This is a genomic window from Rhizobium albus (assembly GCA_030160035.1).
GTDB classification, from domain to species: domain Bacteria; phylum Pseudomonadota; class Alphaproteobacteria; order Rhizobiales; family Rhizobiaceae; genus Georhizobium; species Georhizobium albus.
In genome coordinates this window covers 1556567-1582379 of sequence record BSNO01000003.1, presented here as the reverse complement: position 1 = coordinate 1582379, position 25813 = coordinate 1556567, and the positions used below count along the sequence as shown (strand labels likewise).

The following is a 25813-nucleotide window of genomic DNA, read 5'->3' as shown; positions in this document are numbered from 1 at the left end:
GCGCTTCGCCATCCGCGAAGGCGGCCGCACCGTCGGCGCCGGCATCGTCGCCGCGATCACGGAATAAGAGCTGGTCTGACCCTTATGGCGCGCCGGCTTCGGGCGGCGCGCCTTTACTTCAAACAAGGATGAATTCGAATGAACGGCCAGAATATCCGTATCCGCCTCAAGGCGTTCGATCATCGGATTCTCGATGCCTCCACGCGTGAGATCGTTTCGACCGCCAAGCGCACGGGTGCCAATGTCCGTGGTCCCGTTCCGCTTCCGACGCGGATCGAGAAGTTCACGGTCAACCGGTCGCCGCACATCGACAAGAAGAGCCGCGAGCAATTCGAGATGCGCACGCACAAGCGTCTTCTCGACATCGTCGATCCGACCCCCCAGACGGTCGATGCGCTGATGAAGCTCGACCTGGCTGCCGGCGTCGACGTCGAAATCAAGCTTTAAGAGTCGGTCTGGACCATCCAAGGCGCCTGAGAGCGCCGGATGAACGAACGACTCCTCTAAAAGGAATGAACCGATGCGTTCAGGTGTGATTGCACAAAAGGTAGGGATGACCCGGGTCTACAACGACGCCGGCGACCACATCCCGGTAACAGTCCTCAAGCTCGACAATTGCCAGGTCGTTGCTCAGCGGACCGTCGAGAAGAACGGCTATGCAGCCGTCCAACTCGGCGTCGGACTCAAGAAGGTCAAGAACACGACGAAGGCACTGCGCGGCCATTTCGCCGCTGCAAATGTCGAGCCGAAGGCAAAGCTGGCCGAGTTCCGCGTCAGCGAAGACAATCTGATCGATATCGGCGCCGAGCTGACGGCCGAGCACTTCGTTGCCGGCCAGCTGGTCGACGTGACCGGTACCACGATCGGTAAGGGCTTCGCCGGTGCCATGAAGCGCCACAACTTCGGTGGTCTGCGTGCAACTCACGGCGTTTCGGTCTCGCACCGTTCGCACGGTTCGACCGGTTCCAACCAGGATCCGGGCCGCGTGTGGAAGGGCAAGCGCATGGCTGGTCACATGGGCCAGACGCGCGTCACGACCCAGAACCTCGAAGTCGTCTCGACGGATGTCGACCGCGGCCTGATCCTCATCAAGGGCGCCGTTCCCGGCTCCAAGGGTGCCTGGATCCTCGTTCGCGATGCCATCAAGTCGCCGATCCCGGAAGCGGCTCCGCGTCCGGCAGCACTGCGTTCGGCGTCGAATGGTGCGACCGCTGAAGCTACGAATGAGGGAGCCGAGTAATGGATCTCAACGTCACCACTCTTGACGGCAGCTCGGCCGGCACGGTTTCGCTTTCGGACGCCGTTTTTGGCCTGGAGCCCCGCGCCGATCTCCTGCAGCGCGTCGTTCGCTGGCAGCTTGCCAAGAAGCAGGCCGGCACTCACAAGGCGCTCGGCCGTTCGGAAGTTTCCCGCACCGGCGCCAAGATGTACCGCCAGAAGGGCACCGGCCGCGCACGTCACCACTCGGCACGCGCTCCGCAGTTCCGCGGCGGCGGTAAGGCTCACGGCCCGGTCGTTCGCAGCCACGGCCATGACCTTCCCAAGAAGGTTCGTGCGCTCGGCCTGAAGCATGCGCTGTCGGCCAAGCTTCGTTCGGAAGACCTGATCGTCATCGACGATTTCGTCGCGAAGGAAGCAAAGACGAAGGGTCTCCTGGAGTCCTTCGGCAAGCTCGGCCTGACGAACGCACTTCTGATCGGCGGCGCCGACCTGGACAGCAATTTCCGCCTTGCGGCCAAGAACATCCCGAACGTGGATATTCTGCCGGTACAGGGCATCAATGTTTACGACATCCTGCGTCGCGGCAAGCTCGTCTTGTCCAAGTCGGCTGTCGAAGCGCTTGAGGAGCGGTTCAAATGACTGATCTTCGTCACTACGACGTGATCGTTTCACCGGCGATCACCGAAAAGGCAACGATGGCCTCGGACAACAACCAGGTCGTGTTCAATGTCGCAAAGAAGGCTACCAAGCCGGAGATCAAGGCTGCGATCGAGGCGCTGTTCGGCGTCAAGGTCAAGGCGGTGAACACGCTGCTTCGCAAGGGCAAGGTCAAGCGGTTCCGTGGCATCAAGGGCCGCCAGAGCGACGTCAAGAAGGCAATCGTCACGCTCGCCGAGGGTCAGACCCTCGACGTATCGACGGGCCTCTGAGGCGCGCCTGAGCGACCGGAACCGTAAGGAAACAAGAAAATGGCATTGAAGAGTTTCAATCCGATCACGCCGAGCACGCGCCAGCTCGTCATCGTCGATCGCTCCGCCCTCTACAAGGGCAAGCCGGTCAAGACGCTGACGGAAGGCCTTTCGCAGAAGGGCGGCCGTAACAACGCCGGCCGCATCACTGCGCGCTACCAGGGCGGTGGTCACAAGCGTTCGTACCGCATGGTCGATTTCAAGCGTCGCAAGTTCGACGTATCGGCAACGGTCGAGCGTCTCGAATACGACCCGAACCGCACGGCATTCATCGCACTCATCAAGTACGATGACGGTGAGCTGAGCTACATCCTGGCTCCGCAGCGCCTGGCTGTCGGCGACAAGGTCGTCTCGTCGAACAAGGCTGTGGACGTGAAGCCTGGCAACGCCATGCCGCTTCAGAACATGCCGGTCGGCACCATCGTCCACAACGTGGAGATGAAGCCGGAGAAGGGTGGCCAGATCGCCCGTTCGGCAGGCACCTACGTTCAGCTCGTTGGCCGCGACCAGGGCATGGCGATCCTTCGCCTGAACTCTGGCGAGCAGCGCCTCGTGTCGGGCCTGTGCCTCGGCACCGTCGGCGCGGTCTCGAACCCGGACCACGGCAACATCAACGATGGCAAGGCTGGTCGCACCCGCTGGCGCGGCAAGCGTCCGCATGTCCGCGGCGTCGTCATGAACCCCGTCGACCACCCGCATGGTGGTGGTGAAGGCCGGACCTCGGGTGGTCGTCACCCGGTTTCGCCCTGGGGCAAGCCGACCAAGGGCAAGCGTACGCGGTCGAACAAGTCGACCGACAAGTTCATCATGCGCTCGCGCCACCAGCGCAAGAAGTAAGAGAGGAAGTCTCAATTGGCTCGTTCAGTTTGGAAAGGTCCGTTTGTCGACGGCTATCTTCTCAAGAAGGCTGAGAAGGTGCGCGAAGGCGGACGCAGCGAAGTGATCAAGATCTGGAGCCGTCGCTCCACGATCCTGCCGCAGTTCGTCGGTCTGACCTTCGGTGTCTACAATGGCGCGAAGCACATTCCGGTATCAGTTTCGGAAGACATGGTCGGACACAAGTTCGGCGAATTCGCTCCGACGCGGACCTACTACGGTCACGGCGCGGACAAGAAGGCGAAGAGGAAGTAACAATGGGCAAGGCCAAAGCCGAACGCCGGCTCAAGGATAACGAGGCGCAGGCAGTTGCGCGCACGATCCGCGTCAGTCCCCAGAAGCTCAATCTCGTTGCGGCCATGATCCGCGGCAAGAAGGTTGAGCGGGCTCTGGCCGATCTCGAGTTTTCGCGCAAGCGCATCGCTGAAACCGTCCGCAAGACGCTTCAGTCTGCCATCGCAAACGCTGAAAACAACCACGACCTCGACGTCGACCAGCTGATCGTCGCGGAAGCGCATGTCGGCAAGTCGATCACGATGAAGCGTTTCCACGCTCGTGGCCGTGGCCGCGCGAGCCGCATCGAGAAGCCGTTCTCGCACCTGACCATCGTGGTGCGCGAAGTCGAAGAAACCGGGAAGGCTGCTTAAGTATGGGTCAGAAAATCAATCCGATCGGCTTTCGCCTCGGCATCAACCGTACCTGGGACAGCCGCTGGTTCGCCGACAACGCCGAATACTCCAAGCTGCTTCACGAGGATCTGAAGATCCGCAAGTTCATCATGGATGAGCTGAAGCAGGCTGCGATTTCGAAGGTGGTGATCGAGCGTCCGCACAAGAAGTGCCGGGTCACGATCCATGCTGCGCGTCCGGGCCTCATCATCGGCAAGAAGGGCGCGGACATCGAGAAGCTGCGCAAGCGCCTCTCACAGATGACCAACTCGGAAACGCACCTCAACATCGTCGAAGTGCGCAAGCCTGAGACCGATGCGACGCTGGTCGCTCAGTCGATTGCTCAGCAGCTCGAGCGTCGTGTGGCATTCCGTCGCGCCATGAAGCGTGCCGTTCAGTCCGCCATGCGTCTTGGCGCCGAAGGTATCCGTATCACGTCGGCCGGTCGTTTGGGCGGCGCGGAAATCGCGCGCACCGAATGGTACCGTGAAGGCCGCGTGCCGCTGCATACGCTGCGGGCCGATATCGACTACGGCACGGCCGAGGCCCATACGGCTTACGGCATCTGCGGCATCAAGGTCTGGATCTTCAAGGGTGAGATCCTCGAGCATGACCCGATGGCTTCGGAGCGTCGCGCGTTGGAAGGCGATAATCAGGGTGGCCAGCGCCGCCGCGAGAACGCGTGATCATAAGCGCGGTTCGAGAATTCGGAGAATAAGACTATGTTGCAGCCAAAGCGTACGAAGTACCGCAAGCAGTTCAAGGGCCGCATCAAGGGCGTGGCCAAGGGCGGCTCTGACCTGAATTTCGGTTCTTTCGGCCTGAAGGCGCAAGAACCGGACCGCGTCAATGCGCGTCAGATCGAAGCGGCTCGCCGCGCGATCACCCGTCACATGAAGCGTGCTGGTCGCGTCTGGATCCGGGTGTTCCCGGATGTGCCGGTCACCTCCAAGCCCACGGAAGTCCGCATGGGTAAGGGTAAGGGTTCGGTCGACTACTGGGCCTGCAAGGTCAAGCCAGGCCGTATCATGTTCGAGATCGATGGCGTTTCGGAAGAAATCGCGCGTGAGGCTCTTCGCCTCGGCGCCGCCAAGCTGTCGGTCAAGACGCGCTTCGTACAGCGCATCGCCGATTAAGGAGACGGACAATGAAATCGACAGACGTCCGTGCGCTGAGCGCCGACCAGTTGAACGACGAACTTGCCAAGCTGAAGAAGGAGCAGTTCAACCTGCGCTTCCAGCGGGCTACCGGCCAGCTTGAAAAGACCTCGCGCGTTCGCGAGATCCGTCGCGACATCGCACGCATCAAGACAATTGCCCGCCAGAAGCTGGCGGCAGAAGCCAAGGCCTAAAGGACCAAGAACAATGCCGAAACGCATTCTGCAGGGCACCGTCGTCAGCGACAAGAACGAGAAGACCGTCGTGGTCCTCGTGGAGCGTCGCTTCGCGCACCCCTTGCTTCAGAAGACCGTTCGCCGGTCCAAGAAGTACAAGGCGCATGACGAGACCAACCAGTTCAAGACCGGCGACTTCGTTTCCATCCAGGAGTGCGCGCCGATCTCCAAAGACAAGCGCTGGACCGTCGTTTCCAACGCTGCGGAATAATCGTCGGCTTGACGATTGCCGCAAGGCGCGTCAGAAGCGCGCCAGCACGAATAACAACAATGCCAGAAGGCGAGGGTGGCATGGCCTCCTCGCCGATTGAAGGAAAAGGCGGTCTGACATGATTCAGATGCAAACAAACCTCGACGTCGCCGATAATTCCGGCGCTCGTCGTGTCATGTGCATCAAGGTGCTGGGCGGCTCGAAGCGGAAATATGCTTCTATCGGCGACATCATCGTCGTTTCGGTAAAAGAAGCAATTCCGCGCGGGCGCGTCAAGAAAGGCGATGTCATGAAGGCGGTCGTGGTTCGCACGGCCAAGGATATCCGTCGTTCGGACGGTTCCGTCATCCGCTTCGATAAGAACGCAGCCGTTCTTATCGACAACAAGAAAGAGCCTATCGGCACGCGTATCTTCGGCCCTGTTCCGCGCGAGCTTCGCGCCAAGAGCCACATGAAGATCATCTCGCTGGCGCCTGAAGTGCTGTAAGGAGAGACCACGATGCAAAAGATCCGTAAAGGCGACAGCGTCGTTGTGATCACCGGCAAGGACAAGGGCCGCACCGGCGAAGTCCTCCAGGTGATGCCGAAAGACGATCGCGCAATCGTGCGCGGCATCAACATGGTGAAGCGCCACCAGCGCCAGACCCAGACGCAGGAAGCAGGCATCATCACCAAGGAAGCCTCGATCCACCTGTCGAACCTGGCGCTTGCCGATCCGAAGGACGGCAAGGCGACCCGTGTTGGTTTCAAGATTGACGGCGACAAGAAGGTTCGTGTCGCCAAGCGTTCCGGAGATACGATCAATGGCTGAGGCAAAGTACGAGCCGCGGCTCAAGACCGAGTACAACGAGCGCATCCGCGCCGCACTGCGCGAGCAGTTCTCCTACGCAAACGACATGATGATCCCGCGTCTGGACAAGATCGTGATCAATATGGGCGTCGGTGAAGCGACGGGCGATTCCAAGAAGCCCTCGGTCGCTGCTGCCGATCTCGCGGCAATCGCCGGCCAGAAGCCGGTCATCACCCGCGCACGCACGTCGATCGCTGGCTTCAAGGTCCGCGAAGGCATGCCGATCGGCGCCAAGGTGACGCTGCGCGGCACCCGCATGTATGAGTTTCTGGACCGCCTCGTGACCGTGGCTCTGCCGCGCGTTCGCGACTTTCGCGGCCTGAACCCGAAGAGCTTTGACGGCCGTGGCAACTTCGCCATGGGCATCAAGGAACACATCGTGTTCCCCGAGATCAACTACGACAAGGTCGATCAGATGTGGGGCATGGATATCATCGTTTGCACGACGGCAAAGAACGACGACGAAGCACGGGCTCTTCTCAAAGAGTTCAACTTCCCGTTCCGCCAGTAGTCCGTAACGGCAAGCGTAAAGAAGGATAAGCGAAATGGCGAAAGTCAGCGCAGTCGAAAAGAACAAGCGCCGGCGTCAGCTGGTGGCCCGGGACGCTAAGAAGCGCGCGGCCCTCAAGGCGATCGTGAAGAACCAGGAACTGCCGATCGAGGATCGCTTCCGTGCGACCCTCAAGCTCGCCGAACTGCCGCGTAACGGTTCCAAGACGCGCATTCGTAACCGGTGCGAAGTGTCGGGCCGTCCGCGCGCCTTTTATCGCAAGCTCGGCATGTCGCGTATCGCGCTGCGCGAGCTCGGCAATCTCGGCAAGGTGCCGGGCATTGTGAAGTCGAGCTGGTAAGGAGACGAGCACATGGCCATGACAGATCCCCTGGGCGATATGCTCACCCGTATCCGCAACGGCGCCAGCCGCAAGAAGACCAGCGTTTCGACGCCGGCTTCGAAGCTGCGCGCACGCGTGCTCGACGTCCTTGAGTCGGAAGGCTACATCCGTGGCTATTCCGAGACCGACTTCGGCAACGGCAAGTCTGAAATCACCATCGAGCTGAAGTATCACGAAGGCGGTTCCGTCATTCGCGAGATCGCGCGTGTGTCGAAGCCCGGCCGTCGCGTCTACGTTTCGGTCAAGTCGATCCCGCAGGTCGCAAACGGCCTCGGCATCACCATTCTTTCGACCCCGAAGGGCGTGATGGCGGACCATCAGGCACGCGAACAGAACGTCGGTGGCGAGGTCCTGTGCAGCGTCTTCTAAGACGCCGCCAGGTTCCCCACACGAGAAAGACAGGTTGAACAATGTCTCGTATCGGTAAGAAACCCGTTCAGGTTCCCTCGGGCGTCACTGCCTCGGTGGAAGGCCAAACGGTCAAGGCCAAGGGCCCCAAGGGCGAGCTCAGCTTCGTTGCAAACGACGAAGTGCTGGTGAAGATGGAAGATGGCGCAGTCGTCGTCGCTCCGATGGACGACAGCAAGAACGCTCGTTCGAAGTGGGGCATGTCCCGCACGATGGTCGAAAACATCATGCTGGGCGTCTCCAAGGGCTACGAGCGCAAGCTCGAGATCAACGGCGTCGGCTACCGCGCCACCATGCAGGGCAAAAATCTGCAGTTGGCGCTTGGCTACAGCCATGACGTCATCTATCAGACGCCCGAAGGCATCTCGATCGCCTGCCCGAAGCCGACGGAAATCATCATCAGCGGCATCGACAAGCAACGCGTCGGTCAAGTCGCCGCGGAGATCCGTGAATTCCGCTCGCCGGAGCCCTACAAGGGCAAGGGCGTGAAGTACGCGGAAGAGCGCATCGTCCGCAAGGAAGGCAAGAAGAAGTAAGGAACTGCCAAGATGGCTACCAAGAAAGAAACCCTTACGCGTCGTGCCTCACGCGTCCGCCGCCAGCTGAAGAAGGTGTCCAACGGCCGTCCGCGGCTGTCGGTTCATCGTTCGTCGAAGAACATCTATGCCCAGCTGATCGACGATACGAAGGGTCACACCCTCGCATCGGCATCGACGCTGGACACGGATCTGCGTACTTCGCTGAAGACGGGTGCGGATACGGCGGCTGCTGCCGCTGTCGGCAAGCTCCTCGCAGAGCGCGCCACCAAGGCCGGCGTCACGGAAGTCGTGTTCGACCGTGGGTCGTTCATTTACCACGGCCGCATCAAGGCCCTCGCCGAAGCTGCCCGCGAAGGCGGTCTGAGCTTCTAATCTCAACTCAATCTGCCGATTGAAACCGCAAAAAAATAAGGACAAGGACAATGGCAAGAGAAGCACGCCGCGAAAACCGCGGTCGCGATGAAGAGCGCGATAGCGAATTCGTCGACAAGCTCGTCCACATCAACCGCGTCGCCAAGGTCGTCAAGGGCGGCCGTCGTTTCGGTTTCGCAGCCCTCGTCGTCGTCGGCGACCAGAAGGGCCGCGTAGGCTTCGGTCATGGCAAGGCACGCGAAGTGCCGGAAGCCATCCGCAAGGCAACCGAAAGCGCCAAGCGCGATCTCATCTTCGTACCGCTGCGTTCGGGCCGTACCCTGCACCATGACGTGCATGGCCGCCACGGCGCCGGCAAGGTTCTGCTTCGTGCAGCAAAGCCCGGTACGGGTATCATCGCCGGTGGTCCGATGCGCGCCGTTTTCGAAACGCTCGGCATGCATGACGTCGTCGCCAAGTCGACCGGTTCGTCGAACCCGTACAACATGGTTCGCGCCACCTTCGACGCGCTGAAGAAGCAGATGCACCCCAAGGACATCGCTGCACAGCGTGGCATCAAGTTCGCGACGCTTCAGGCGCGCCGCGCCGAAGCTTCGGGCAGCACGGCTGCCGTCGAGGAATAAGTTGGGTTGAGCCGTCGACGCTCAGGAGAGCGTCCGGCCATCTTTGAAGGGAGCCATCATCATGGCTGAGACACAGTCGGGCAAGACGATCACGATCGAACAGATCGGCAGCCCCATCCGCCGCCCGGCAGAGCAGCGTGCAACGCTGATCGGCCTGGGCCTGAACAAGATGCACCGCCGCCGCACGCTCGTCGACACTCCGTCGGTACGTGGCATGATCCGGACGGTCTCTCACCTCGTTCGCGTCGTCGAAGAAAACTGAGACGGGGAGCAGGAAGATCATGAAACTGAATGAATTGCATGACGTCGACGGCGCCACCAAGCCGCGCAAGCGCGTCGGTCGCGGCATCGGCTCGGGCAGCGGCAAGACCGCTGGCCGTGGTGTCAAGGGTCAGAAGTCCCGTTCGGGCGTCGCGATCAACGGCTTCGAAGGCGGCCAGATGCCGATCTATCGTCGCCTGCCGAAGCGTGGCTTCACGAACATCTTCGCCAAGGACTTCAACGTCATCTCGCTCGGCCGCATCCAGGCCGCAGTCGACGCCAACAAGCTCGATGCCGGCAAAACTGTCGATGTCGAGGCTCTGAAGGCTGCCGGCATCATCCGTCGCTCCAAGGACGGCGTTCGCGTCCTCTCCGATGGCGACCTCAAGGCCAAGCTGACGCTCGAAGTTGCCGGTGCCTCCAAGTCCGCGATCGAAAAGATCGAGAAGGCTGGCGGTTCGGTCAAGCTCCTGAGCGCCGCTGCTGAAAACGACGCCGACACCAAGTGATTTGATCGGCCGCCCGGTTCTTACAATCGGGCGGCCATCATCCCATATGACGACCGCCACTAGCGCTCTCGCGCCATGCGGCAAATGGGACGCTCGGAGATCTTGACGGCGCTCATTGCCGACCTTCCCCTGGCATGGGTACGTCTATAAACGGGTCTTTCGATCAAGTGGAACGGTCGTGCTTTCCGCAGCCGGCACTACGGCGCGGTTTTCAAACAAGCCGACCATGCGGAGATTTGCATGGCATCTGCAGCCGAACAACTCGCCTCCAATCTCAATTTCGCAGCCTTCGCCAAGGCCGAGGATTTGAAGAAGCGCATCTGGTTCACGCTTGGTGCGCTTCTCGTCTATCGGCTTGGGACGTTCATTCCGCTGCCGGGCCTGGATCCTGACGCTTTCGCGCAGGCCTTCCAGCAGCAGGCGGGCGGCGTGCTCGGGCTGTTCAACATGTTCGCCGGCGGCGCTGTCGAACGCATGGCGATCTTTGCGCTCGGCATCATGCCGTATATTTCCGCCTCCATCATCATGCAGCTCATGACGTCGGTCGTGCCGTCGCTCGAGCAGCTGAAGAAGGAAGGCGAGCAGGGCCGCAAGGTCATCAATCAGTACACGCGCTATGGAACCGTGCTGCTCGGCACGCTGCAGGCCTACGGCATCGCTGTCGGGCTTGAGTCGGGGGCAGGGATCGTCGTCGATCCGGGCTGGTTCTTCCGCATTTCGACCGTCATCACGCTTGTCGGCGGCACGATGTTCCTGATGTGGCTCGGCGAGCAGATCACGGCACGCGGCATCGGCAACGGCATTTCGCTGATCATCTTCGCGGGCATCGTCGCCGCCATGCCGACGGCAATCGCCGGCACGCTGGAACTCGGCCGCACGGGCGCCCTGTCGACGGGCATCATCATCGCCGTCATCTTGATCGCCATCGCCTGCATCGCGCTCATCGTCTTCGTCGAGCGTGCGCAGCGCCGCCTTCTGATCCAGTATCCGAAGCGCCAGGTGGGCAACCGGATGTTCCAGGGCGACACGTCGCACCTGCCGCTGAAGCTCAATACCGCCGGCGTCATCCCGCCGATCTTCGCATCGTCGCTCCTGCTTCTGCCGGCGACGGTTGCTGGCTTCTCCGACACGACGACGATGCCGCCATGGGCGACGACCATCCTGGCGACGCTCGGCCATGGCCAGCCGCTCTACATGCTGCTCTACGCTGCAATGATCGCGTTCTTCGCCTTCTTCTACACGGCTGTCGTCTTCAATCCGAAGGATACGGCGGACAATTTGAAGAAGCACGGTGGCTTCATCCCGGGCATCCGTCCTGGTGAGCGTACGGCGGACTACATCGACTACGTGCTGACTCGCATCACCGTCGTTGGCGCTATCTATCTTGTCGTCGTCTGTCTCTTACCCGAATTTCTAATCGCACGGACGGGCGTTCCGTTCTATCTCGGGGGTACATCGCTGCTGATCGTCGTCAATGTGACGCTCGACACGGTAGCGCAGGTTCAGGGGCATCTCATCGCGCAGCAATATGAGGGGCTCATCAAGAAGTCCAAGCTGCGGGGAGGCAAGCGCAAGAGATGAGATTAATACTTCTAGGACCGCCGGGAGCGGGCAAGGGGACACAAGCTCAACGGCTGGTCGAGAAGTACGGCATTCCCCAACTTTCAACTGGCGACATGCTGCGTGCAGCGGTCGCCGCCGAGACCGAAGTCGGCAAGCGCGCCAAAGCGGTCATGGATGCGGGCAAGCTCGTATCCGACGACATCGTGAATGCGATCGTGTCCGACCGGATCGATCAGGACGATTGCCGCAAGGGTTTCATCCTCGACGGTTATCCGCGGACCCTGGTGCAAGCCGATGCCGTCGAGCAGATGCTGGCGGCAAAGGGCCTGGATCTTTCGGTCGTGATCGAGATGCGGGTCGACGACGAGCTTCTGGTCGACCGCATCGCGGGACGTTACACCTGCGCCAATTGCGGCGCTGGCTATCACGACACGAACCATCAGCCGAAAACCCCGGGCGTCTGCGACAAGTGCGGCTCGACGGAGTTCAAGCGCCGACCGGACGACAAGGCCGAAACGGTTCAGACGCGCCTCCAGGCTTACTACAAGGAAACGTCGCCGCTGATCGGCTACTACCACTGCAAGGGCAAGCTGAAGTCCCTGGATGGTATGGCACCGATGGACGATGTGACCGCCCAGATCGAAGCGATCCTCGCGAACGTCTGACCCAAACCAGATCGCTCGGCCCGGTTCTTGCTAAGAGAATCGCGCCGGGTGGTTGACGACGGTGCCGTTTTCGACTACGGCACCGCATCCCTTCACGATTGTCGGATTCTCTCGTCCGGATGGACGAGCGTTTGGCCTTTTGAAGATGAGTTCATGATCCGCATGGGCCGGCCTCCACCGGACGCGGGTAATCTTTACAGCCGGCCTGGCCGGCACCGGATCGCTCCGGGCAACATGGAGAATTGGGTATGGCCCGCATTGCAGGCGTAAACATTCCGACCAACAAGCGCGTCATCATCGCGCTTCAGTACATTCACGGCATTGGCCCCAAGCTGGCTGCCGAGATTGTCGCCAAGAACAACATTCCGGCAGAGCGCCGCGTGAACCAGCTCTCGGACGCTGAAGTTCTCGCGATCCGCGAGTCCATCGACCGTGACTATCAGGTCGAGGGCGATCTGCGTCGTGAGACCTCGATGAACATCAAGCGTCTCATGGACCTCGGCTGCTACCGCGGCCTGCGTCACCGTCGTGGCCTTCCGGTCCGCGGCCAGCGCACGCACACCAATGCTCGCACCCGCAAGGGTCCGGCAAAGGCGATTGCCGGCAAGAAGAAGTAATGCGGTGAATGGCTAATGGTGAATGGTGAATGGCGTGTTCGCCGCGAGGTGGGCTTTGTCCATTCACCGTTTTCCCATTCACCATTCACCACCTGGTGGAGCCGCTGGTATTACGGCGGCGTAGAGATCGACTGAAAGGAAGACCATGGCCAAGGAAGCCGCACGCGTCCGCCGTCGCGAACGCAAGAATATCTCGTCGGGCGTTGCTCACGTAAACTCGACGTTCAACAACACCATGATCACCATCACCGACGCACAGGGCAACGCAATTGCCTGGTCGTCTGCTGGTGCCAAGGGCTTCAAGGGTTCGCGCAAGTCGACGCCGTTCGCTGCCCAGATGGCTGCGGAAGATTGCGCCAAGAAGGCGCAGGAACACGGCATGCGTTCGCTGGAAGTCGAAGTCTGCGGCCCCGGTTCGGGCCGTGAGTCGGCTCTGCGCGCGCTGCAGGCCGCCGGTTTCACGATCACGTCGATCCGCGATGTGACGCCGATCCCGCACAATGGCTGCCGCCCGCGCAAGAAGCGCCGCGTCTAAGCATCTCTTCTTCGATGCCGCACGATCCGGGATGGCCCGGATCCTCTGCGGCTCTTCGTCTTGCCCGTCACGATTGGATGGTGGCGGGATGCGAAAGGAAAAACCATGATCCAGAAAAACTGGCAGGAACTGATCAAGCCGAACAAGGTGGAGTTCTCCTCCTCGGGCCGCACCAAGGCGACGCTGGTTGCCGAGCCGCTCGAGCGTGGCTTCGGCCTCACCCTCGGCAACGCGCTTCGTCGCGTGCTTCTGTCGTCGCTGCGTGGCGCTGCCGTCACGGCAGTCCAGATCGACGGCGTGCTGCATGAATTCTCCTCGATCCCGGGCGTTCGCGAAGATGTCACCGACATCGTCCTGAACATCAAGGAAATCGCCATCAAGATGGATGGCGACGAGACCAAGCGTATGGTCGTGCGCAAGCAGGGCCCCGGTGTCGTGAAGGCTGGTGACATCCAGACCGTCGGCGACGTCGAAATCCTGAACCCCGAGCACGTCATCTGCACCCTCGACGAGGGCGCGGAAATCCGCATGGAGTTCACGGTCGCCAACGGCAAGGGCTATGTGCCTGCCGACCGCAACCGCGCCGAAGACGCGCCGATCGGCCTCATCCCGGTCGACAGCCTCTATTCGCCGGTCAAGAAGGTTTCGTACAAGGTCGAAAACACCCGTGAGGGCCAGGTTCTCGACTACGACAAGCTGACCATGACCATCGAGACCGACGGTTCGGTCACGGGTGAAGACGCAGTGGCTTTTGCCGCTCGCATCATCCAGGACCAGCTTGGCGTCTTCGTCAATTTCGACGAGCCGCAGAAGGAAACCGAGGAAGAAGCCGTCACCGAACTGGCTTTCAACCCGGCGCTCCTCAAGAAGGTCGACGAGCTGGAGCTTTCGGTCCGTTCGGCGAACTGCCTGAAGAACGACAACATCGTCTATATCGGCGATCTCATCCAGAAGACCGAAGCGGAGATGCTCCGTACGCCGAACTTCGGCCGCAAGTCGCTGAACGAGATCAAGGAAGTGCTGGCCTCCATGGGTCTGCATCTCGGCATGGAAGTGCCCGCCTGGCCGCCGGAAAACATCGACGATCTCGCCAAGCGCTACGAAGACCAGTATTAACCCCTAGACTGCGGATGAGCCAAAGTGCCATCCGCCCCTGAAGGAGAAGGCTCATGCGCCATCGCAATGCAGGCCGCAAGCTCAACCGGACCGCAAGCCACCGCAAGGCGATGTTCGCCAACATGGCCGTGTCCCTGATCGTCCATGAGCAGATTGTCACCACTCTGCCCAAGGCCAAGGAAATCCGCCCGATCGTCGAGAAGCTCGTTACGCTCGGCAAGCGCGGTGACCTGCATGCGCGCCGCCAGGCGCTCTCGCAGATCAAGGACCAGGACGCAGTGCGCAAGCTGTTCGACGCGATCGCTTCGCGTTACGCAGACCGTCACGGCGGCTATCTGCGCATCATGAAGGCTGGCTTCCGTGCCGGTGACAACGCTCCGCTCGCCGTCATCGAGTTCGTGGAACGCGACGTCAACGCCAAGGGTGCAGCAGACCGTGCCCGCGTCGAAGCCGAAGAGCGGGAAGCAGAAGCCGCGTAACCCACGCCGCTTCCGTTATCCGGGCTATCAGAAACCCCGTCCTTCACCGAAGGGCGGGGTTTTTCTTTGGACGAATGAAATTCAGCCGGGTGTCACGGGCGGATCAGGCGCACCAGCCGCGGCGTGCGCCATCCCATTTGCGGGCGAGCCCTTCGGCGACCAGGATATCGCCGAGCGAGCGGCCGCCGCGATGCAGCGTGCGCAGCTTGCGGCCATAGCGATCCTCGTCGCGAAGTCCTCTCCGCAGCTCTATTGGCCCCGCATTGACGAGCTGCTGCAGGCGCCGGGCTGCCCGCTCGCCTCGTTCGCGCTCGGCCGCGCATTGCGGGCTGAAGATTTCCGGCGTGTCGATATCGGCGATGCGGATGTTCTGGCCGCCAAGCCAGATCGTGTCGCCATCGACCACGCAGTTGATGCGGGCCCCAGAGCCGCACATGGTGATTTGCACCGCGGCCGGGATCGGGGCAGGGGGACGAACGGCGTCCCTGTCGATCGCAGCGGTCGTTGCCTGACGGTCAACGGAAGGGACCGGCATAGGCGGGTTTGGCTTGGCCGAGGTCGTAGCCTGGGTTCCAGGCTGGGTCCCCGTCTGGGCCGGAGCGGGCCTGCGTGCCGTCTCTACATGGGCGATGACCTCGCTTGCCGGCTTCGTCACCAACTCGGTCACGAGCTTCTCGCCGGTCTCGCTGGTCAGCAGATGGTGCCCGCCGACGACGGCAAGCGCGACGATGCCAAGCTGCATGCTCTGACCGAGCCTGGCAAGCAGCTGGCCGCCCACCGACCGCTTCGCGGCCTTGCGTCTTTTGCCAGAATTCCGCCGCGCCATGTCACACCTCACCAAGCAATGGAAGGAGGTGAGTGTCGCCCGCAGCGCTTGCCCGGGGATTAACGCCGCCATGAAAATGCGCCGGCCGCCCGGAAATGCAGGGATCTCGCTGTGGATGAGCCCGCCGGCGTCCCCGTCCATCGACCGGCCAATGGAACATCGGTCGCAGCGCCCTGTTCGGGGGCCAGCAATGGATAGGAAGGGACGATCAGATGAAAGCACTGTGCTGGCACGGCAAGGGCGACATTCGCTGCGACTCGGTGGACGATCCGACGATCGAAGACGATGGCGACATCATCATCAAGGTGACGTCCTGTGCGATCTGTGGATCGGACCTCCACCTGATGGACGGCTACATGCCGACGATGGAATCGGGCGACATTCTTGGCCACGAGACCATGGGCGAGGTGATCGAGGTCGGCCGCTCGGTCAAGAAGTTCCAGGTGGGCGACCGGGTCGTCGTGCCGTTCAACATGGCGTGCGGGCAGTGCTACTTCTGCAAGAAGCAGCTGTTCTCGCTTTGCGATCGCTCCAACCGAAACGTCGAGATGGCGCGCAAGGTGATGGGCCACTCACCCTCCGGTCTCTTCGGCTATTCACACCTGCTCGGCGGCTATGCGGGCGGGCAGGCGGAATATCTCCGTGTGCCGTTCGCCGATGTCGGCCCGATCAAGGTGCCGGACGGGCTGCCGGACGATCAGGTGCTGTTCCTCTCGGATATCTTCCCTACCGGCTACATGGCGGCTGAAAATGCGCAGATCGAACCGGGTGACACGGTCGCGATCTGGGGCTGCGGTCCGGTTGGCCAGTTTGCCATCCAGAGTGCCTGGATGCTCGGCGCCGGACGCGTCATCGCCATCGACACCGTGCCGGAGCGTCTGGAGATGGCGCGCTCGCACGGCAAGGCGGAGACGCTCGATTTCAAGGATGTGAATGTCTACGACGCGCTGATGGAGATGACCGACGGGCGCGGGCCTGACAGCTGCATCGACTGCGTCGGCACCGAAGCGGATGCGGGCGCCAGCGCCGATTCCATGCTGGACAAGGCAAAGGCCGCTCTGATGCTGGGTACCGACCGGCCGCATGTGCTGCGCGAGATGATCTTCTCATGCCGCAAGGGCGGCACGCTGTCGATCCCGGGCGTCTATGTGGGGATGGTGGATCATCTGCCCTTTGGCCCGGCCATGAACAAGGCGCTGACCTTCAAGATGGGGCAGACGCACACGCACCGCTATCTGGAGCCGCTGCTGCAGAAGGTGGTGGAGGGCGAGATCGACCCGAGCTTCGTCATCACGCATCACGCGACGCTGGAAGAAGGACCGGATATGTACAAGGCGTTCCGGGACAAGACCGACGGGTGCGTGAAGGTGGTGATGCGGCCTTAAGGTCGCTGCACCCTTCGACGTCGGGGCGCGCAAGCCGCAGATGGAGCCACGAGCATGGCTTCCATCTGCGGCTTGCCGCGTTGTAAGCCTAGCTGCCTTGCCGTTCGGCGCCCGGCACGTATTGGCGCCAATTGTGCTGTTCCTTGAAGCCGAGCACATTTCGGATCTTCGCGTTCGAGATGGGGGCTTCAAACTCGTCCATCGGCTGCGTGATCGGCGTGTTCGGCGCCCATTTGGCGAGGAATTCTGCACTCGGTTCATTGGCCGTGATCTCGTCGTTCACGGCGTTGAACACCTGGAAGCCCAGACCGTCCCTGCCGATGCACAGATCGACGATCTGGCCGAGATCGCGGGCGTCGATGTAGCTCCAGGCATTGCGCTTGCGCGACAGGGGATCGGCGAGGAAGGCCGGGAATCGGGCATAATCTTCCGGTTCGATCACGTTGCCGATGCGCAGCGCGTAGATGTCGGCGCCCGTGCGTTCGGCAAAAGCCCTGCCGGTCTTTTCGTTCACCAGCTTCGACAGGCCGTAGCTGTCCATCGGATCGATGTCGTAGTCCTCGTCCAGCGGAAACTGCTTGTAGTCCTTGTCGCCCTCGGCAAAGCACACGCCATAGGTGGTTTCGCTGGACGCGATGACGATCTTGCGGACGCCGAGCTTGGTCGCCGCTTCGATGACATTGTAGGTCGAGGTGACGTTCGCCTTGAACGTCTCGTTGTCCGGCTGGAGCAGCACCCGCGGAATGGCTGCGAAATGCACCACGGCATCGACCGGCGCCGGCCCCTTGCCGGTCTCGAAGCCCTCGAACCCGAAATGCATCGAAAGCGCATTGAAGACCTGGCCGCTGTCCGTCAGGTCAGCCGTCAGCGTGTTGACCCCCTCGATATCGAGCGGCTTCAGATCGACATTGAGCACCGTATGGCCCTGCGCCTTGAGATAGGCGACCGCATGGCGCCCAGCCTTGCCGCTTCCGCCGGTGAAAACGATGCGTTTGCTCATGTGAGGCCTTTTGGGATGCACGGGTTAGATGTCGATTGAGAGGCGATATAGGGCGAGGGTGGGGTGGCGGCGAGGACGGGGGATTGCGCACACGCACTGCTTTGTCGCAACGATCCGGCAGAAGGTGCTAAGACTCTGGCGAGTAGTGTTCCAGAGATAAAGCGTCCCATAACGAGCCAGACCCGCGGGGGCGAGGAGAGGTAGTGGTGCGAATGTGAATTTAATGGAGTCGTTCTGCGATGCGACCGGGAAGATCTTCCAATTTTGCCACGATACGACTGCTAGGCATGTGTGGGCACGTCCGAAAAATGGCGGCCATTTTTGAATCGCAACGTAGCAGGTCGCACTCAAAAATATAACGTAGATGAAGTAGGTCAACGAGATCAGAAGGCGAAAACTGGAAGGCTTGCTTTGTTGCTTGTTTCAAATAAGTATTGATGTAAGCGCTTTTACCTAAGCCGAAGATCTCGTCTAATTTGATTTCCGGCGCCGGAAAGACTGGCTTCTTTGGTTTTGCCAAGGAAATCATTGACGTGTTGAGGCCAGTATTATTTTCGAATTTCAATTTTTGAAATTTATATTTCTCATAACTAATTCTGGCTGAGGAGTACAGATCTTCTACGTCCCGCTGCAAGCGAATAAATTTTTCGAGGTCCGCTGTAATTGTCTCTGCTGCGCCGTCAACGATCGGGGTCAAAGGGTTTTTACCCCTGCCATACTGATAATACATGCGAAAGAAGATACGAGGGTCTGACATCCACTCCCGTATTTTTCGATTCACAGCTTGCTCTGATATCTCCCCAGTAAGGTACCGCTTAAGGTAGTTTCCTTCGATAAACTCGGGCGTGAACGGGATATCTGGAAACTCGGACTGTTGAAGTAGGGAGCCGTCGGCATACTGACGAAATGCCTCCTGAAGCCCAGACCGCGTTGCAAGCTTGCGTCTCAAACTTCGATTTAATCGCGGATCACCTTTGATTTTGTCTCGCATTGAGGCAGCCATTGGTGAGACACTGAGCGATGAAACAGTGTCGAGAGGCATCCAGTAGCCGCCATTGGGAAACCGGGCGCCATTCACCAGATCAGTCAAATATGGAAATGCATTTGAGCCACAGAGTCGGCGAATAATCGAGCCGCGCTCAAAACGATCTTCGGCGTAATCTTCTGCACCATCTTGGATTAGTTCAGTCACGACCCAATAGGAATAGCCTATTTCGATAGTGCCGCGTTGAATGTTTTCTTCAAGAAAATTAAGAACCTGGTCAATACTATCGCCCGGCTTTGATTTGTAAAGCCGGGCGTAGTCAGAAGTATCAAGATATATTCGGAGCGGTTTCAAGCCTCTGCCTCAGCTGCAGCCGCTCGTGGCGCCACATGTATCGCACTTCTCGCAGGTGCCGTTCCGCACCATCGTGAAGTTCTGGCATTCGGGGCAGGAGTTGCCCGTGTAGCCTTGCATCAGCGATTTGGCGCGGCGGTCGGCTTCCACCTTCTTGGCGTCGGCCTTGGCGCGGGCGGCTTCTTCGGCGGCCTTGTCGGAGAAGAGCTCGGTCGCGGCGTCGTTGTCGATGACGCCAGCATTGAGGTCTTCCGGAGCTTCGTCGAGATCGCGCTTGAAGGCGGTTGCTGCGCCGGCGCCTGAGGCCATCGTCACGGTCGAGCGGGAGGCAGCGAGCGGTGCCGGCTGCTTGGTGCCCGAGAAGGCCGTGACGTTGGAGATCGACGCCGTCGGTGCGGCGACGCGTGCCGGGGCCGGGCTCATGGCTTCGCCTTTTGGCTCACCGGTCGGGCGCAGCGTTTCCGGCTGCACGATGGTGAGCTTGTGGCCGCGGGTGAGGCCGGACGAGATCGCCTGCGCCTTGCCTTCCTTCACGCCCTTGCCGAGTGCGGTGTTGCCGAAATCGGACGTGTCGACATGGGCGAGGTCGTGGCGCGACAGGTAGGAGACGGCGAGTTCGCGGAACACGTAGTCGAGGATCGACGTGGCGTTCTTGATCGCGTCGTTGCCCTGCACCATGCCGGCCGGCTCGAACTTGGTGAAGGTGAAGGCCTCCACATATTCTTCCAGCGGCACGCCGTATTGCAGGCCGAGCGAGATGGCGATGGCGAAATTGTTCATCATCGCGCGGAAGGCAGCGCCTTCCTTGTGCATGTCGATGAAGATCTCGCCCAAGCGGCCATCGTCGAATTCGCCGGTGCGCAGATACACCTTGTGGCCGCCGACGACGGCTTTCTGGGTGTAGCCCTTGCGGCGGTTCGGCAGCTTCTCGCGGTCGCGGTAGAGCCGCTCGATGACGCGCTCGACGACCTTCTCCGTGATGGTGACGGCCTGGGCTGCTGCCGGCTGGGCAACCAGCGCCTCGATCGCCTCATCGGCATCCTCGTCCGCATCGTCCTCGATCAGCGAGGCGTTGAGCGGCTGGGACAGCTTGGAGCCATCGCGGTAAAGGGCGTTCGCCTTCAGCGCGAGCTTCCAGGAGAGCATGTAGGCGTTCTTGCAATCCTCGACGGTCGCCTCGTTCGGCATGTTGATCGTCTTGGAGATCGCGCCCGAGATGAAGGGCTGGGCGGCCGCCATCATCAGGATGTGGCTTTCCACCGACAGATAGCGCTTGCCGATCTTGCCGCAGGGGTTGGCGCAATCGAAGACGGGCAGGTGCTCGTCCTTCAGGAACGGCGCGCCTTCGAGCGTCATGGCACCGCAGACATGGATGTTGGCGGCTTCGATTTCCTTCTTGGTGTAGCCGAGATGGGCAAGCAGCGAGAACTCGAAATCGTTCATCTGCTCATCGGTGACGCCAAGCTTTTCCTTCAGGAAATCAGCACCGAGTGTCCACTGGTTGAAGGCGAACTTGATGTCAAAGGCGCTCTTCAGTGCGACATTCAGCGCTTCCACCTGCTCGTCGGAGAAGCCCTTGGACTTCAGCGAGCCGGGGTTCACGCCGGGCGCCTGGTTCAGATTGCCGTGGCCGACCGCATAGGCCTCGATCTCGGCGATTTGGCTTTCGGAATAGCCGAGCGTGCGCAGCGCTTCCGGAACGGCACGGTTGATGATCTTGAAGTAGCCGCCGCCGGCGAGCTTCTTGAACTTGACCAGCGCGAAATCGGGCTCGATGCCGGTCGTGTCGCAATCCATGACGAGGCCGATCGTGCCGGTCGGCGCGATAACGGTCGCCTGGGCATTGCGGTAGCCGTTCTTCTCGCCGAGCTCGACGGCCTTATCCCAGGCGGCGATCGCATGGGTGACAAGCGTCTGGTCCGGGCAGTCGCCATGGATCAGCGCCACCGGATTGACCGACAGCTTTTCATAGCCGGTGCTCTCGCCACGGGCGGCACGGCGATGGTTGCGCATGACGCGCAGCATGTGCTCGCGGTTGGGCTTGTAGCCTGGGAAGGGGCCAAGCTCGCCGGCCATTTCCGCCGAAGTCGCATAGGCGACGCCGGTCATGATGGCTGTCAGCGCGCCGCAGATCGCGCGGCCTTCCTTGGAGTCGTAAGGAATGCCGGAGGTCATCAGCAGGCCGCCGATATTGGCGTAGCCGAGGCCGAGCGTGCGGTACTTGTAGGAGAGCTCGGCGATCTGGCGCGAGGGGAACTGCGCCATCATGACCGAGATTTCGAGCACCATCGTCCAGAGCCGCACGGCGTGCTCATAGGCTTCTATGTCGATGTTCTTGGTCTGCGCGTCCTTGAACTGCAACAGGTTCAGCGAGGCGAGGTTGCAGGCCGTGTCGTCCAGGAACATGTATTCCGAGCACGGGTTCGACGCGCGGATCGCGCCGGCCGACACGCAGGTGTGCCAGTCGTTCATGGTCGTGTTGAAGTGCAGGCCCGGATCGGCGGATGCCCAGGCGGCTTCCCCGATCTTTTCCCACAGATCGCGCGCCTTCAGCGTCTTCATCACGCGGCCGTCCTTGCGGGCGGTCAGGTTCCAGTCGCCATCGCTTTCGACAGCGCGCAGGAAGTCGTCCTTGATGGATACGGAATTGTTGGAGTTCTGGCCCGAGACGGTCAGATAGGCCTCGGAATCCCAGTCCGTGTCGTAGGTCTTGAAGTCGAGATCAGTATAGCCCTGCTTGGCGAACTGGATGACGCGCTTGACGTAGTTTTCCGGAACGGCGTCACGCTTGGCGTCCTTGATGGCGCGCTTGAGTGCCGAGTTCAGCTTGGGGTCGAAGCACTCGCCATTGTCGGCCTCGCAGTTGAGGCAGGCCTTCATGATGGTCTTCAGGTGCTTGGCAACGATCTTGGAGCCGGTGACGAGGGCGGCGACCTTCTGCTCTTCCTTCACCTTCCAGTCGATGTAGGCTTCGATGTCCGGATGATCGATGTCGACGACGACCATCTTGGCGGCGCGGCGCGTGGTGCCGCCCGACTTGATGGCGCCGGCTGCTCGGTCACCGATCTTGAGGAAGGACATCAGGCCCGACGACTTGCCACCGCCCGACAGCTTTTCGCCTTCGCCGCGCAGATAGGAGAAGTTGGAGCCGGTGCCCGAACCGTACTTGAAGAGGCGCGCTTCGCGGACCCAGAGGTCCATGATGCCGCTTTCATTGACCAGATCGTCTTCGACCGACTGGATGAAGCAGGCATGCGGCTGCGGGTGCTCATAGGCCGACTGCGACTGGACGAGCTTCTTGGTGAAGGGGTCGACATAGTAATGGCCCTGGCCGGGGCCATCGATGCCATAGGCCCAGTGCAGGCCGGTGTTGAACCATTGCGGGGAATTCGGCGCGACGCGCTGCGTGGCGAGCATGTAGGCAAGCTCGTCCATGAAGGCGGAGGCGTCTTCTTCCGAATTGAAATAGCCGCCCTTCCAGCCCCAGTAGGTCCAGGTGCCGGCAAGACGGGTGAAGACCTGGCGGGCATCGGTTTCGGAACCGTAGCGCTCGTCCTCGGGCAGTTCGGCGAGGGCCGTCTCGTCGGCGACCGAACGCCACAGGAACGACGGCACGTCGTTTTCCTCGACGCGCTTCAGGCGGGCAGGAACGCCGGCCTTGCGGAAATATTTCTGGGCGAGGATGTCGGCCGCAACCTGGCTGAACTGCGCCGGAACGTCGATGTCGGCGAGCCGGAAGACGACGGAGCCATCCGGATTCTTGATCTCGCTGATGGCCTTGCGGAATTCGATGGCCGCATAGGCCGATTGCCCCGCTTCAGTAAACCGCCGCTCGATGCGCATTGTCCCTCGTCCTTGTCGTGGTGTGCCTGCCGACGGTCTTCGTGGCGGGCGCAATTTGTCATCATCCGGCGGCGCTCTTCATGGCGCGGCCAGCCCTCGAAATCCGGTCTCGTGATGGAATCGAATGATCCAGACCGTATGTTGTGTTGATGGTGGCTGGCAACACTAAATATAGTGTAAATCCACCGTTTCCGCTACCCCTGCCGCCGCCTGCGGCAACCCCCGTTACGCCATGCCGAGGCAACCCGAGGAAGGATCCGCAACGGATCATCCGACTGGGCTCACCAACGCTTACTGTCTTGATTTGTGACCGGCTGCTTCATGCCGGCGGGCCGTTGTTCACAGCGTGATAACCAATAGACTGCGACTCGGATCATGGGTCAAGGGCTGGGCGAGCGCTTGGATGTGAATACCAGATGTTGTGCGCTGGGAGGGTGGAAACTGGGGAAAGTCGAACCCGTTGGAACTCTGGACTTGCCAAACGCTTCAAGTACGAAAAATGACATAGAGAATTGGGGGTGGGCCAGTGTCCGAACGACCTCTGCTCCGTCTCCGCCCTGTTGATAAGTGGGATCACTGCAATGACTTCGTTGACGCTCATGGATCGCATCGCTTCCGGCTCTTCCCGGCGCGCGTCGAAGAAGCAGTATGGTGCAGTGCCCTATCAGATGATCGAGGGGCGTTGCGCCTTCCTCCTGATCACCTCGCGGCGCACCGGGCGCTGGATTTTCCCGAAAGGCTCGCTGATCGAAGGCCTGACGCCGCAGGAGACGGCAGCCCAGGAGGCTTTCGAAGAGGCGGGCGTCGAAGGGCATGTCCATCCGGAACCGGTCGGCAGCTACCGGACAGTGAAGCAGTTGCTTCGCCGCACGATCATCAATGTGGAGGTGTTCCCGCTGCGCGTGGAGCGCCAGCTCGACGAGTGGCCGGAGATCGGGCAGCGCTATCGCCACTGGGTGATGCTGAAAGAAGCCAAACGCCTGCTGTCCGACCGGGGCGCCGTGGCGATGGCGGAGGCTGTGGACAAGCTCGTGACGGCCTGAAGCCTTCTCCGGGCGGTCAGGCCACGATCAGAAGGCCGATCAGCCAGTAGAGCAGGGCGGACAGGAGACCGGCCGCCGGAACGGTGATCACCCAGGCGGCTGCAATCTGCAGGCCGTGCTGACGGCGCACAAGCCGACGGCGTTCGCGCTTCTGGAAATTGGCGAGTGCTTCTTCCGGAGTCTTGTTGAGGCGGTCGGTGTTCAGGAAGAGCGAATAGGGCTGGACGGCCGGATTGCGCACGCCGCGGTTCGACGTCGCCTCGCGCAGGAAGCCGACGCCGAAGACGGCGCCGATGGCAATGTGCGTCGAGGACACCGGCAGTCCAAGCCAGGAAGCGATGAGAACGGTGGTTGCTGCGGCGAAGGCGACGCAATAGGCGCGGATCTCGTTCATCTTGGTGATCTTTTCACCGACGAGCCTGATCAGCCGCGGACCGAACAAAGCAAGGCCGAGCGCGATGCCGACCGCGCCGATCGCCAGCACCCACAGCGGAAGGGCGACAGCGGCGACATCGGTCGAGCCGCTGCCGGCTGCCGCAACGATCGCGGCGAGCGGCCCGACCGCATTGGCGACATCATTGGCGCCGTGGGCGAAGGACAAAAGCGCCGCCGCGAAGATCAAGGGCAGGCGGAAGAGACCGTTGATGCTCTTGGACCGGTTCTCCAGCCCGATCGACCGGCGCATCACCCACGGACGCGCCAGCATCCAGCCGATGACCGCGAAGACGGCGCCGAGCATCAGGACCTGGAGCGGGCTGGCACTCCAGATCCGGCTCAATCCCTTGATCGTGAGATACATGGCAAAGACGGCGGCCATGCCGGAGATGAGAACCGGCACCCAGACGCGGGCCGCTTTGATCTTGTCTTCCCGTTCCAAGATGGTCGCGTTGGCGACAGCCAGCACACCGGCGGCCATGACGCCGCCGAGCACCGGCGAGATGACCCAACTCGCGACGATGGTCGCCAGCACGGGCCATGCGACAACGCTGAAGCCGGCCGCCGCGACGCCAGCTCCGATGACGCCGCCGACGACGGAGTGGGTCGTGGAGACGGGTGCTCCGAGATAGGTGGCGAGATTGATCCACAGGGCGGAGGAGAGCAGGGCGGCCGTCATCACGACGATGAAGTCCACCGTTTCGAGATGAACGGCTGGCAGCAGCAACTCGCTCGAGATGGTCTTGACGACATCGCCGCCCGCGAGCAACGCGCCGGCACTTTCGCACACGACCGCAATTGCGATCGCGCCGGCCATGGTGAGTGCCCGGCTGCCGACAGCCGGTCCCATATTGTTGGCAACGTCGTTCGCGCCAATGTTGAGCGCCATGTAACCGGCGATGACGGACGCGATGATGACGAGGTAGCTGAGCGGGCCTTCGACGGCATAGAATGCCGCAACCACCATGGCGCCGAGCAGGAAGACGAGCGCGATCCCTGGAAAAGCTAGGCTTCTGGAGAGGTCTCCGGTCGCCGTTTCCAGGTTGACGACCTTGTTCAGGTCCTTGTCGAGAGCGCTCTTGGCCATGCTTGCCCGTTCATGACAGTTTTGTGACAGTGCGGGGCGCATAGCATCTGAAGGCCGGGGCGGGCACCCCCGATCGCCCGATCAACCA

At 61.3% G+C, this 25813-nt stretch carries 34 protein-coding genes; 29 read left to right on the top strand and 5 right to left on the bottom strand.

Annotated features, from left to right (window positions below; translation table 11 throughout):
- Nucleotides 1-138 precede the first annotated feature (138 nt).
- From rpsJ to rplQ, 27 genes are all read left to right on the top strand, one after another.
- The gene (rpsJ, locus tag QQL76_RS15305) at nucleotides 139-447 is read left to right on the top strand and encodes a 30S ribosomal protein S10 (RefSeq protein ID WP_099868158.1); all 309 of its coding nucleotides are present in this window, start codon (nucleotides 139-141) and stop codon (nucleotides 445-447) included.
- Between the two features lie 73 nt (nucleotides 448-520).
- Nucleotides 521-1240, top strand: a complete 720-nt coding sequence (rplC, locus tag QQL76_RS15300; RefSeq protein ID WP_126010246.1) for a 50S ribosomal protein L3 — start codon at nucleotides 521-523, stop codon at nucleotides 1238-1240.
- Nucleotides 1240-1860: a 50S ribosomal protein L4 gene (gene rplD, locus QQL76_RS15295; RefSeq protein WP_126010247.1), complete on the top strand. Its 621-nt coding sequence runs from the start codon at nucleotides 1240-1242 to the stop codon at nucleotides 1858-1860. Before rplC ends, rplD begins: the two co-directional genes overlap by 1 nt.
- A complete protein-coding gene (locus QQL76_RS15290) occupies nucleotides 1857-2150 on the top strand; it encodes a 50S ribosomal protein L23 (protein WP_126010248.1) in 294 nt (97 codons plus the stop codon). Before rplD ends, QQL76_RS15290 begins: the two co-directional genes overlap by 4 nt.
- A gap of 39 nt (nucleotides 2151-2189) precedes the next feature.
- A complete protein-coding gene (gene rplB / locus QQL76_RS15285; protein WP_126010249.1) occupies nucleotides 2190-3026 on the top strand; it encodes a 50S ribosomal protein L2 in 837 nt (278 codons plus the stop codon).
- A gap of 15 nt (nucleotides 3027-3041) precedes the next feature.
- On the top strand, nucleotides 3042-3320 hold the full coding sequence (gene rpsS, locus QQL76_RS15280; RefSeq protein ID WP_126010250.1) for a 30S ribosomal protein S19: 279 nt from the start codon (nucleotides 3042-3044) through the stop codon (nucleotides 3318-3320).
- 2 nt (nucleotides 3321-3322) lie between these two features.
- Nucleotides 3323-3712 (top strand): 50S ribosomal protein L22, encoded by a 390-nt coding sequence (gene rplV / locus QQL76_RS15275; protein ID WP_126010251.1) that lies wholly within the window; start codon nucleotides 3323-3325, stop codon nucleotides 3710-3712.
- Nucleotides 3713-3714: 2 nt separating this feature from the next.
- Nucleotides 3715-4419, top strand: coding sequence for a 30S ribosomal protein S3 (gene rpsC, locus QQL76_RS15270; RefSeq protein WP_126010252.1), 705 nt, complete (start codon nucleotides 3715-3717; stop codon nucleotides 4417-4419).
- 36 nt (nucleotides 4420-4455) lie between these two features.
- Nucleotides 4456-4869, top strand: a complete 414-nt coding sequence (rplP, locus tag QQL76_RS15265; RefSeq protein WP_126010253.1) for a 50S ribosomal protein L16 — start codon at nucleotides 4456-4458, stop codon at nucleotides 4867-4869.
- 11 nt (nucleotides 4870-4880) lie between these two features.
- Nucleotides 4881-5084, top strand: a complete 204-nt coding sequence (gene rpmC / locus QQL76_RS15260) for a 50S ribosomal protein L29 (RefSeq protein WP_126010254.1) — start codon at nucleotides 4881-4883, stop codon at nucleotides 5082-5084.
- 13 nt (nucleotides 5085-5097) lie between these two features.
- The gene (gene rpsQ / locus QQL76_RS15255) at nucleotides 5098-5337 is read left to right on the top strand and encodes a 30S ribosomal protein S17 (protein ID WP_404861783.1); all 240 of its coding nucleotides are present in this window, start codon (nucleotides 5098-5100) and stop codon (nucleotides 5335-5337) included.
- 118 nt (nucleotides 5338-5455) lie between these two features.
- Nucleotides 5456-5824, top strand: coding sequence for a 50S ribosomal protein L14 (gene rplN / locus QQL76_RS15250; protein ID WP_126010256.1), 369 nt, complete (start codon nucleotides 5456-5458; stop codon nucleotides 5822-5824).
- Between the two features lie 12 nt (nucleotides 5825-5836).
- On the top strand, nucleotides 5837-6148 hold the full coding sequence (gene rplX, locus QQL76_RS15245) for a 50S ribosomal protein L24 (protein WP_126010257.1): 312 nt from the start codon (nucleotides 5837-5839) through the stop codon (nucleotides 6146-6148).
- Nucleotides 6141-6698 carry a large ribosomal subunit protein uL5 gene (gene rplE / locus QQL76_RS15240; RefSeq protein WP_499208331.1) on the top strand — a complete coding sequence of 186 codons (558 nt, stop codon included), beginning with the start codon at nucleotides 6141-6143 and terminating at the stop codon, nucleotides 6696-6698. Before rplX ends, rplE begins: the two co-directional genes overlap by 8 nt.
- A 34-nt stretch (nucleotides 6699-6732) precedes the next feature.
- Nucleotides 6733-7038, top strand: a complete 306-nt coding sequence (gene rpsN / locus QQL76_RS15235) for a 30S ribosomal protein S14 (protein WP_126010259.1) — start codon at nucleotides 6733-6735, stop codon at nucleotides 7036-7038.
- A 12-nt stretch (nucleotides 7039-7050) separates the two neighbouring features.
- On the top strand, nucleotides 7051-7449 hold the full coding sequence (gene rpsH / locus QQL76_RS15230) for a 30S ribosomal protein S8 (protein ID WP_126010260.1): 399 nt from the start codon (nucleotides 7051-7053) through the stop codon (nucleotides 7447-7449).
- Between the two features lie 41 nt (nucleotides 7450-7490).
- On the top strand, nucleotides 7491-8024 hold the full coding sequence (rplF, locus tag QQL76_RS15225) for a 50S ribosomal protein L6 (protein ID WP_499208330.1): 534 nt from the start codon (nucleotides 7491-7493) through the stop codon (nucleotides 8022-8024).
- A 12-nt stretch (nucleotides 8025-8036) separates the two neighbouring features.
- A complete protein-coding gene (rplR, locus tag QQL76_RS15220; protein ID WP_126010262.1) occupies nucleotides 8037-8399 on the top strand; it encodes a 50S ribosomal protein L18 in 363 nt (120 codons plus the stop codon).
- A gap of 50 nt (nucleotides 8400-8449) precedes the next feature.
- A complete protein-coding gene (gene rpsE, locus QQL76_RS15215) occupies nucleotides 8450-9022 on the top strand; it encodes a 30S ribosomal protein S5 (RefSeq protein WP_126010263.1) in 573 nt (190 codons plus the stop codon).
- A 61-nt stretch (nucleotides 9023-9083) separates the two neighbouring features.
- Complete coding sequence (rpmD, locus tag QQL76_RS15210; protein ID WP_126010264.1) at nucleotides 9084-9284, top strand: 50S ribosomal protein L30; 201 nt, start codon at nucleotides 9084-9086, stop codon at nucleotides 9282-9284.
- Nucleotides 9285-9303: 19 nt separating this feature from the next.
- Complete coding sequence (rplO, locus tag QQL76_RS15205) at nucleotides 9304-9792, top strand: large ribosomal subunit protein uL15 (protein WP_499208329.1); 489 nt, start codon at nucleotides 9304-9306, stop codon at nucleotides 9790-9792.
- A 240-nt stretch (nucleotides 9793-10032) separates the two neighbouring features.
- Entirely contained in the window at nucleotides 10033-11373 is a 1341-nt protein-coding gene (gene secY, locus QQL76_RS15200) for a preprotein translocase subunit SecY (RefSeq protein ID WP_404861785.1), read from the top strand.
- Nucleotides 11370-12020: a nucleoside monophosphate kinase gene (locus tag QQL76_RS15195; RefSeq protein WP_499208328.1), complete on the top strand. Its 651-nt coding sequence runs from the start codon at nucleotides 11370-11372 to the stop codon at nucleotides 12018-12020. Before secY ends, QQL76_RS15195 begins: the two co-directional genes overlap by 4 nt.
- A gap of 248 nt (nucleotides 12021-12268) precedes the next feature.
- Nucleotides 12269-12637 carry a 30S ribosomal protein S13 gene (gene rpsM, locus QQL76_RS15190; RefSeq protein ID WP_499208327.1) on the top strand — a complete coding sequence of 123 codons (369 nt, stop codon included), beginning with the start codon at nucleotides 12269-12271 and terminating at the stop codon, nucleotides 12635-12637.
- 145 nt (nucleotides 12638-12782) lie between these two features.
- Nucleotides 12783-13172, top strand: a complete 390-nt coding sequence (gene rpsK / locus QQL76_RS15185) for a 30S ribosomal protein S11 (RefSeq protein WP_126010269.1) — start codon at nucleotides 12783-12785, stop codon at nucleotides 13170-13172.
- Between the two features lie 105 nt (nucleotides 13173-13277).
- On the top strand, nucleotides 13278-14288 hold the full coding sequence (locus QQL76_RS15180) for a DNA-directed RNA polymerase subunit alpha (protein WP_126010270.1): 1011 nt from the start codon (nucleotides 13278-13280) through the stop codon (nucleotides 14286-14288).
- Between the two features lie 53 nt (nucleotides 14289-14341).
- Complete coding sequence (gene rplQ, locus QQL76_RS15175; protein WP_499208326.1) at nucleotides 14342-14767, top strand: bL17 family ribosomal protein; 426 nt, start codon at nucleotides 14342-14344, stop codon at nucleotides 14765-14767.
- 103 nt (nucleotides 14768-14870) lie between these two features.
- Here the strand turns inward: rplQ and QQL76_RS15170 are convergent, their stop codons facing one another.
- Nucleotides 14871-15593, bottom strand: coding sequence for a thermonuclease family protein (locus QQL76_RS15170; RefSeq protein WP_499208325.1), 723 nt, complete (start codon nucleotides 15591-15593; stop codon nucleotides 14871-14873).
- A gap of 212 nt (nucleotides 15594-15805) precedes the next feature.
- On the opposite strand from QQL76_RS15170, the gene QQL76_RS15165 reads away from it, so the two are divergent.
- Nucleotides 15806-16978: a zinc-dependent alcohol dehydrogenase gene (locus QQL76_RS15165; RefSeq protein ID WP_499208324.1), complete on the top strand. Its 1173-nt coding sequence runs from the start codon at nucleotides 15806-15808 to the stop codon at nucleotides 16976-16978.
- Nucleotides 16979-17066: 88 nt separating this feature from the next.
- Here the strand turns inward: QQL76_RS15165 and QQL76_RS15160 are convergent, their stop codons facing one another.
- From QQL76_RS15160 to QQL76_RS15150, 3 genes are all read right to left on the bottom strand, one after another.
- Complete coding sequence (locus tag QQL76_RS15160; protein WP_499208323.1) at nucleotides 17067-17978, bottom strand: NAD-dependent epimerase/dehydratase family protein; 912 nt, start codon at nucleotides 17976-17978, stop codon at nucleotides 17067-17069.
- Nucleotides 17979-18198: 220 nt separating this feature from the next.
- Nucleotides 18199-19317: a hypothetical protein gene (locus QQL76_RS15155; protein WP_499208322.1), complete on the bottom strand. Its 1119-nt coding sequence runs from the start codon at nucleotides 19315-19317 to the stop codon at nucleotides 18199-18201.
- A 9-nt stretch (nucleotides 19318-19326) separates the two neighbouring features.
- Nucleotides 19327-23160: a vitamin B12-dependent ribonucleotide reductase gene (locus QQL76_RS15150; RefSeq protein ID WP_499208321.1), complete on the bottom strand. Its 3834-nt coding sequence runs from the start codon at nucleotides 23158-23160 to the stop codon at nucleotides 19327-19329.
- A 581-nt stretch (nucleotides 23161-23741) separates the two neighbouring features.
- Between QQL76_RS15150 and QQL76_RS15145 the strand changes: the two genes are divergently transcribed.
- Nucleotides 23742-24203 carry an NUDIX hydrolase gene (locus QQL76_RS15145; RefSeq protein ID WP_404861791.1) on the top strand — a complete coding sequence of 154 codons (462 nt, stop codon included), beginning with the start codon at nucleotides 23742-23744 and terminating at the stop codon, nucleotides 24201-24203.
- Between the two features lie 16 nt (nucleotides 24204-24219).
- Here the strand turns inward: QQL76_RS15145 and QQL76_RS15140 are convergent, their stop codons facing one another.
- Nucleotides 24220-25725: an inorganic phosphate transporter gene (locus QQL76_RS15140; RefSeq protein ID WP_499208320.1), complete on the bottom strand. Its 1506-nt coding sequence runs from the start codon at nucleotides 25723-25725 to the stop codon at nucleotides 24220-24222.
- Nucleotides 25726-25813 lie beyond the last annotated feature (88 nt).

Bases quoted from the DNA above. Each gene is read 5' to 3' on its own strand.
- rpsM (WP_499208327.1), top strand. From the start codon at position 12,269: ATGGCCCGCATTGCAGGCGTAAACATTCCGACCAACAAGCGCGTCATC.
- rpsQ (WP_404861783.1), top strand. From the start codon at position 5,098: ATGCCGAAACGCATTCTGCAGGGCACCGTCGTCAGCGACAAGAACGAG.
- rpsE (WP_126010263.1), top strand. From the start codon at position 8,450: ATGGCAAGAGAAGCACGCCGCGAAAACCGCGGTCGCGATGAAGAGCGC.
- rplD (WP_126010247.1), top strand. From the start codon at position 1,240: ATGGATCTCAACGTCACCACTCTTGACGGCAGCTCGGCCGGCACGGTT.
- rplN (WP_126010256.1), top strand. From the start codon at position 5,456: ATGATTCAGATGCAAACAAACCTCGACGTCGCCGATAATTCCGGCGCT.
- rpsN (WP_126010259.1), top strand. From the start codon at position 6,733: ATGGCGAAAGTCAGCGCAGTCGAAAAGAACAAGCGCCGGCGTCAGCTG.
- QQL76_RS15170 (WP_499208325.1), bottom strand. From the start codon at position 15,593: ATGGCGCGGCGGAATTCTGGCAAAAGACGCAAGGCCGCGAAGCGGTCG.
- secY (WP_404861785.1), top strand. From the start codon at position 10,033: ATGGCATCTGCAGCCGAACAACTCGCCTCCAATCTCAATTTCGCAGCC.
- rplR (WP_126010262.1), top strand. From the start codon at position 8,037: ATGGCTACCAAGAAAGAAACCCTTACGCGTCGTGCCTCACGCGTCCGC.
- rplC (WP_126010246.1), top strand. From the start codon at position 521: ATGCGTTCAGGTGTGATTGCACAAAAGGTAGGGATGACCCGGGTCTAC.
- QQL76_RS15140 (WP_499208320.1), bottom strand. From the start codon at position 25,725: ATGGCCAAGAGCGCTCTCGACAAGGACCTGAACAAGGTCGTCAACCTG.
- rplO (WP_499208329.1), top strand. From the start codon at position 9,304: ATGAAACTGAATGAATTGCATGACGTCGACGGCGCCACCAAGCCGCGC.
- rplV (WP_126010251.1), top strand. From the start codon at position 3,323: ATGGGCAAGGCCAAAGCCGAACGCCGGCTCAAGGATAACGAGGCGCAG.
- QQL76_RS15145 (WP_404861791.1), top strand. From the start codon at position 23,742: ATGACTTCGTTGACGCTCATGGATCGCATCGCTTCCGGCTCTTCCCGG.
- rpsK (WP_126010269.1), top strand. From the start codon at position 12,783: ATGGCCAAGGAAGCCGCACGCGTCCGCCGTCGCGAACGCAAGAATATC.
- rpsJ (WP_099868158.1), top strand. From the start codon at position 139: ATGAACGGCCAGAATATCCGTATCCGCCTCAAGGCGTTCGATCATCGG.
- rpmC (WP_126010254.1), top strand. From the start codon at position 4,881: ATGAAATCGACAGACGTCCGTGCGCTGAGCGCCGACCAGTTGAACGAC.
- QQL76_RS15165 (WP_499208324.1), top strand. From the start codon at position 15,806: ATGAAAGCACTGTGCTGGCACGGCAAGGGCGACATTCGCTGCGACTCG.
- QQL76_RS15195 (WP_499208328.1), top strand. From the start codon at position 11,370: ATGAGATTAATACTTCTAGGACCGCCGGGAGCGGGCAAGGGGACACAA.
- rplX (WP_126010257.1), top strand. From the start codon at position 5,837: ATGCAAAAGATCCGTAAAGGCGACAGCGTCGTTGTGATCACCGGCAAG.
- QQL76_RS15180 (WP_126010270.1), top strand. From the start codon at position 13,278: ATGATCCAGAAAAACTGGCAGGAACTGATCAAGCCGAACAAGGTGGAG.
- QQL76_RS15160 (WP_499208323.1), bottom strand. From the start codon at position 17,978: ATGAGCAAACGCATCGTTTTCACCGGCGGAAGCGGCAAGGCTGGGCGC.
- QQL76_RS15290 (WP_126010248.1), top strand. From the start codon at position 1,857: ATGACTGATCTTCGTCACTACGACGTGATCGTTTCACCGGCGATCACC.
- rplP (WP_126010253.1), top strand. From the start codon at position 4,456: ATGTTGCAGCCAAAGCGTACGAAGTACCGCAAGCAGTTCAAGGGCCGC.
- rpmD (WP_126010264.1), top strand. From the start codon at position 9,084: ATGGCTGAGACACAGTCGGGCAAGACGATCACGATCGAACAGATCGGC.
- rplE (WP_499208331.1), top strand. From the start codon at position 6,141: ATGGCTGAGGCAAAGTACGAGCCGCGGCTCAAGACCGAGTACAACGAG.
- rplQ (WP_499208326.1), top strand. From the start codon at position 14,342: ATGCGCCATCGCAATGCAGGCCGCAAGCTCAACCGGACCGCAAGCCAC.
- rpsC (WP_126010252.1), top strand. From the start codon at position 3,715: ATGGGTCAGAAAATCAATCCGATCGGCTTTCGCCTCGGCATCAACCGT.
- rplB (WP_126010249.1), top strand. From the start codon at position 2,190: ATGGCATTGAAGAGTTTCAATCCGATCACGCCGAGCACGCGCCAGCTC.
- QQL76_RS15150 (WP_499208321.1), bottom strand. From the start codon at position 23,160: ATGCGCATCGAGCGGCGGTTTACTGAAGCGGGGCAATCGGCCTATGCG.
- rpsH (WP_126010260.1), top strand. From the start codon at position 7,051: ATGGCCATGACAGATCCCCTGGGCGATATGCTCACCCGTATCCGCAAC.
- rplF (WP_499208330.1), top strand. From the start codon at position 7,491: ATGTCTCGTATCGGTAAGAAACCCGTTCAGGTTCCCTCGGGCGTCACT.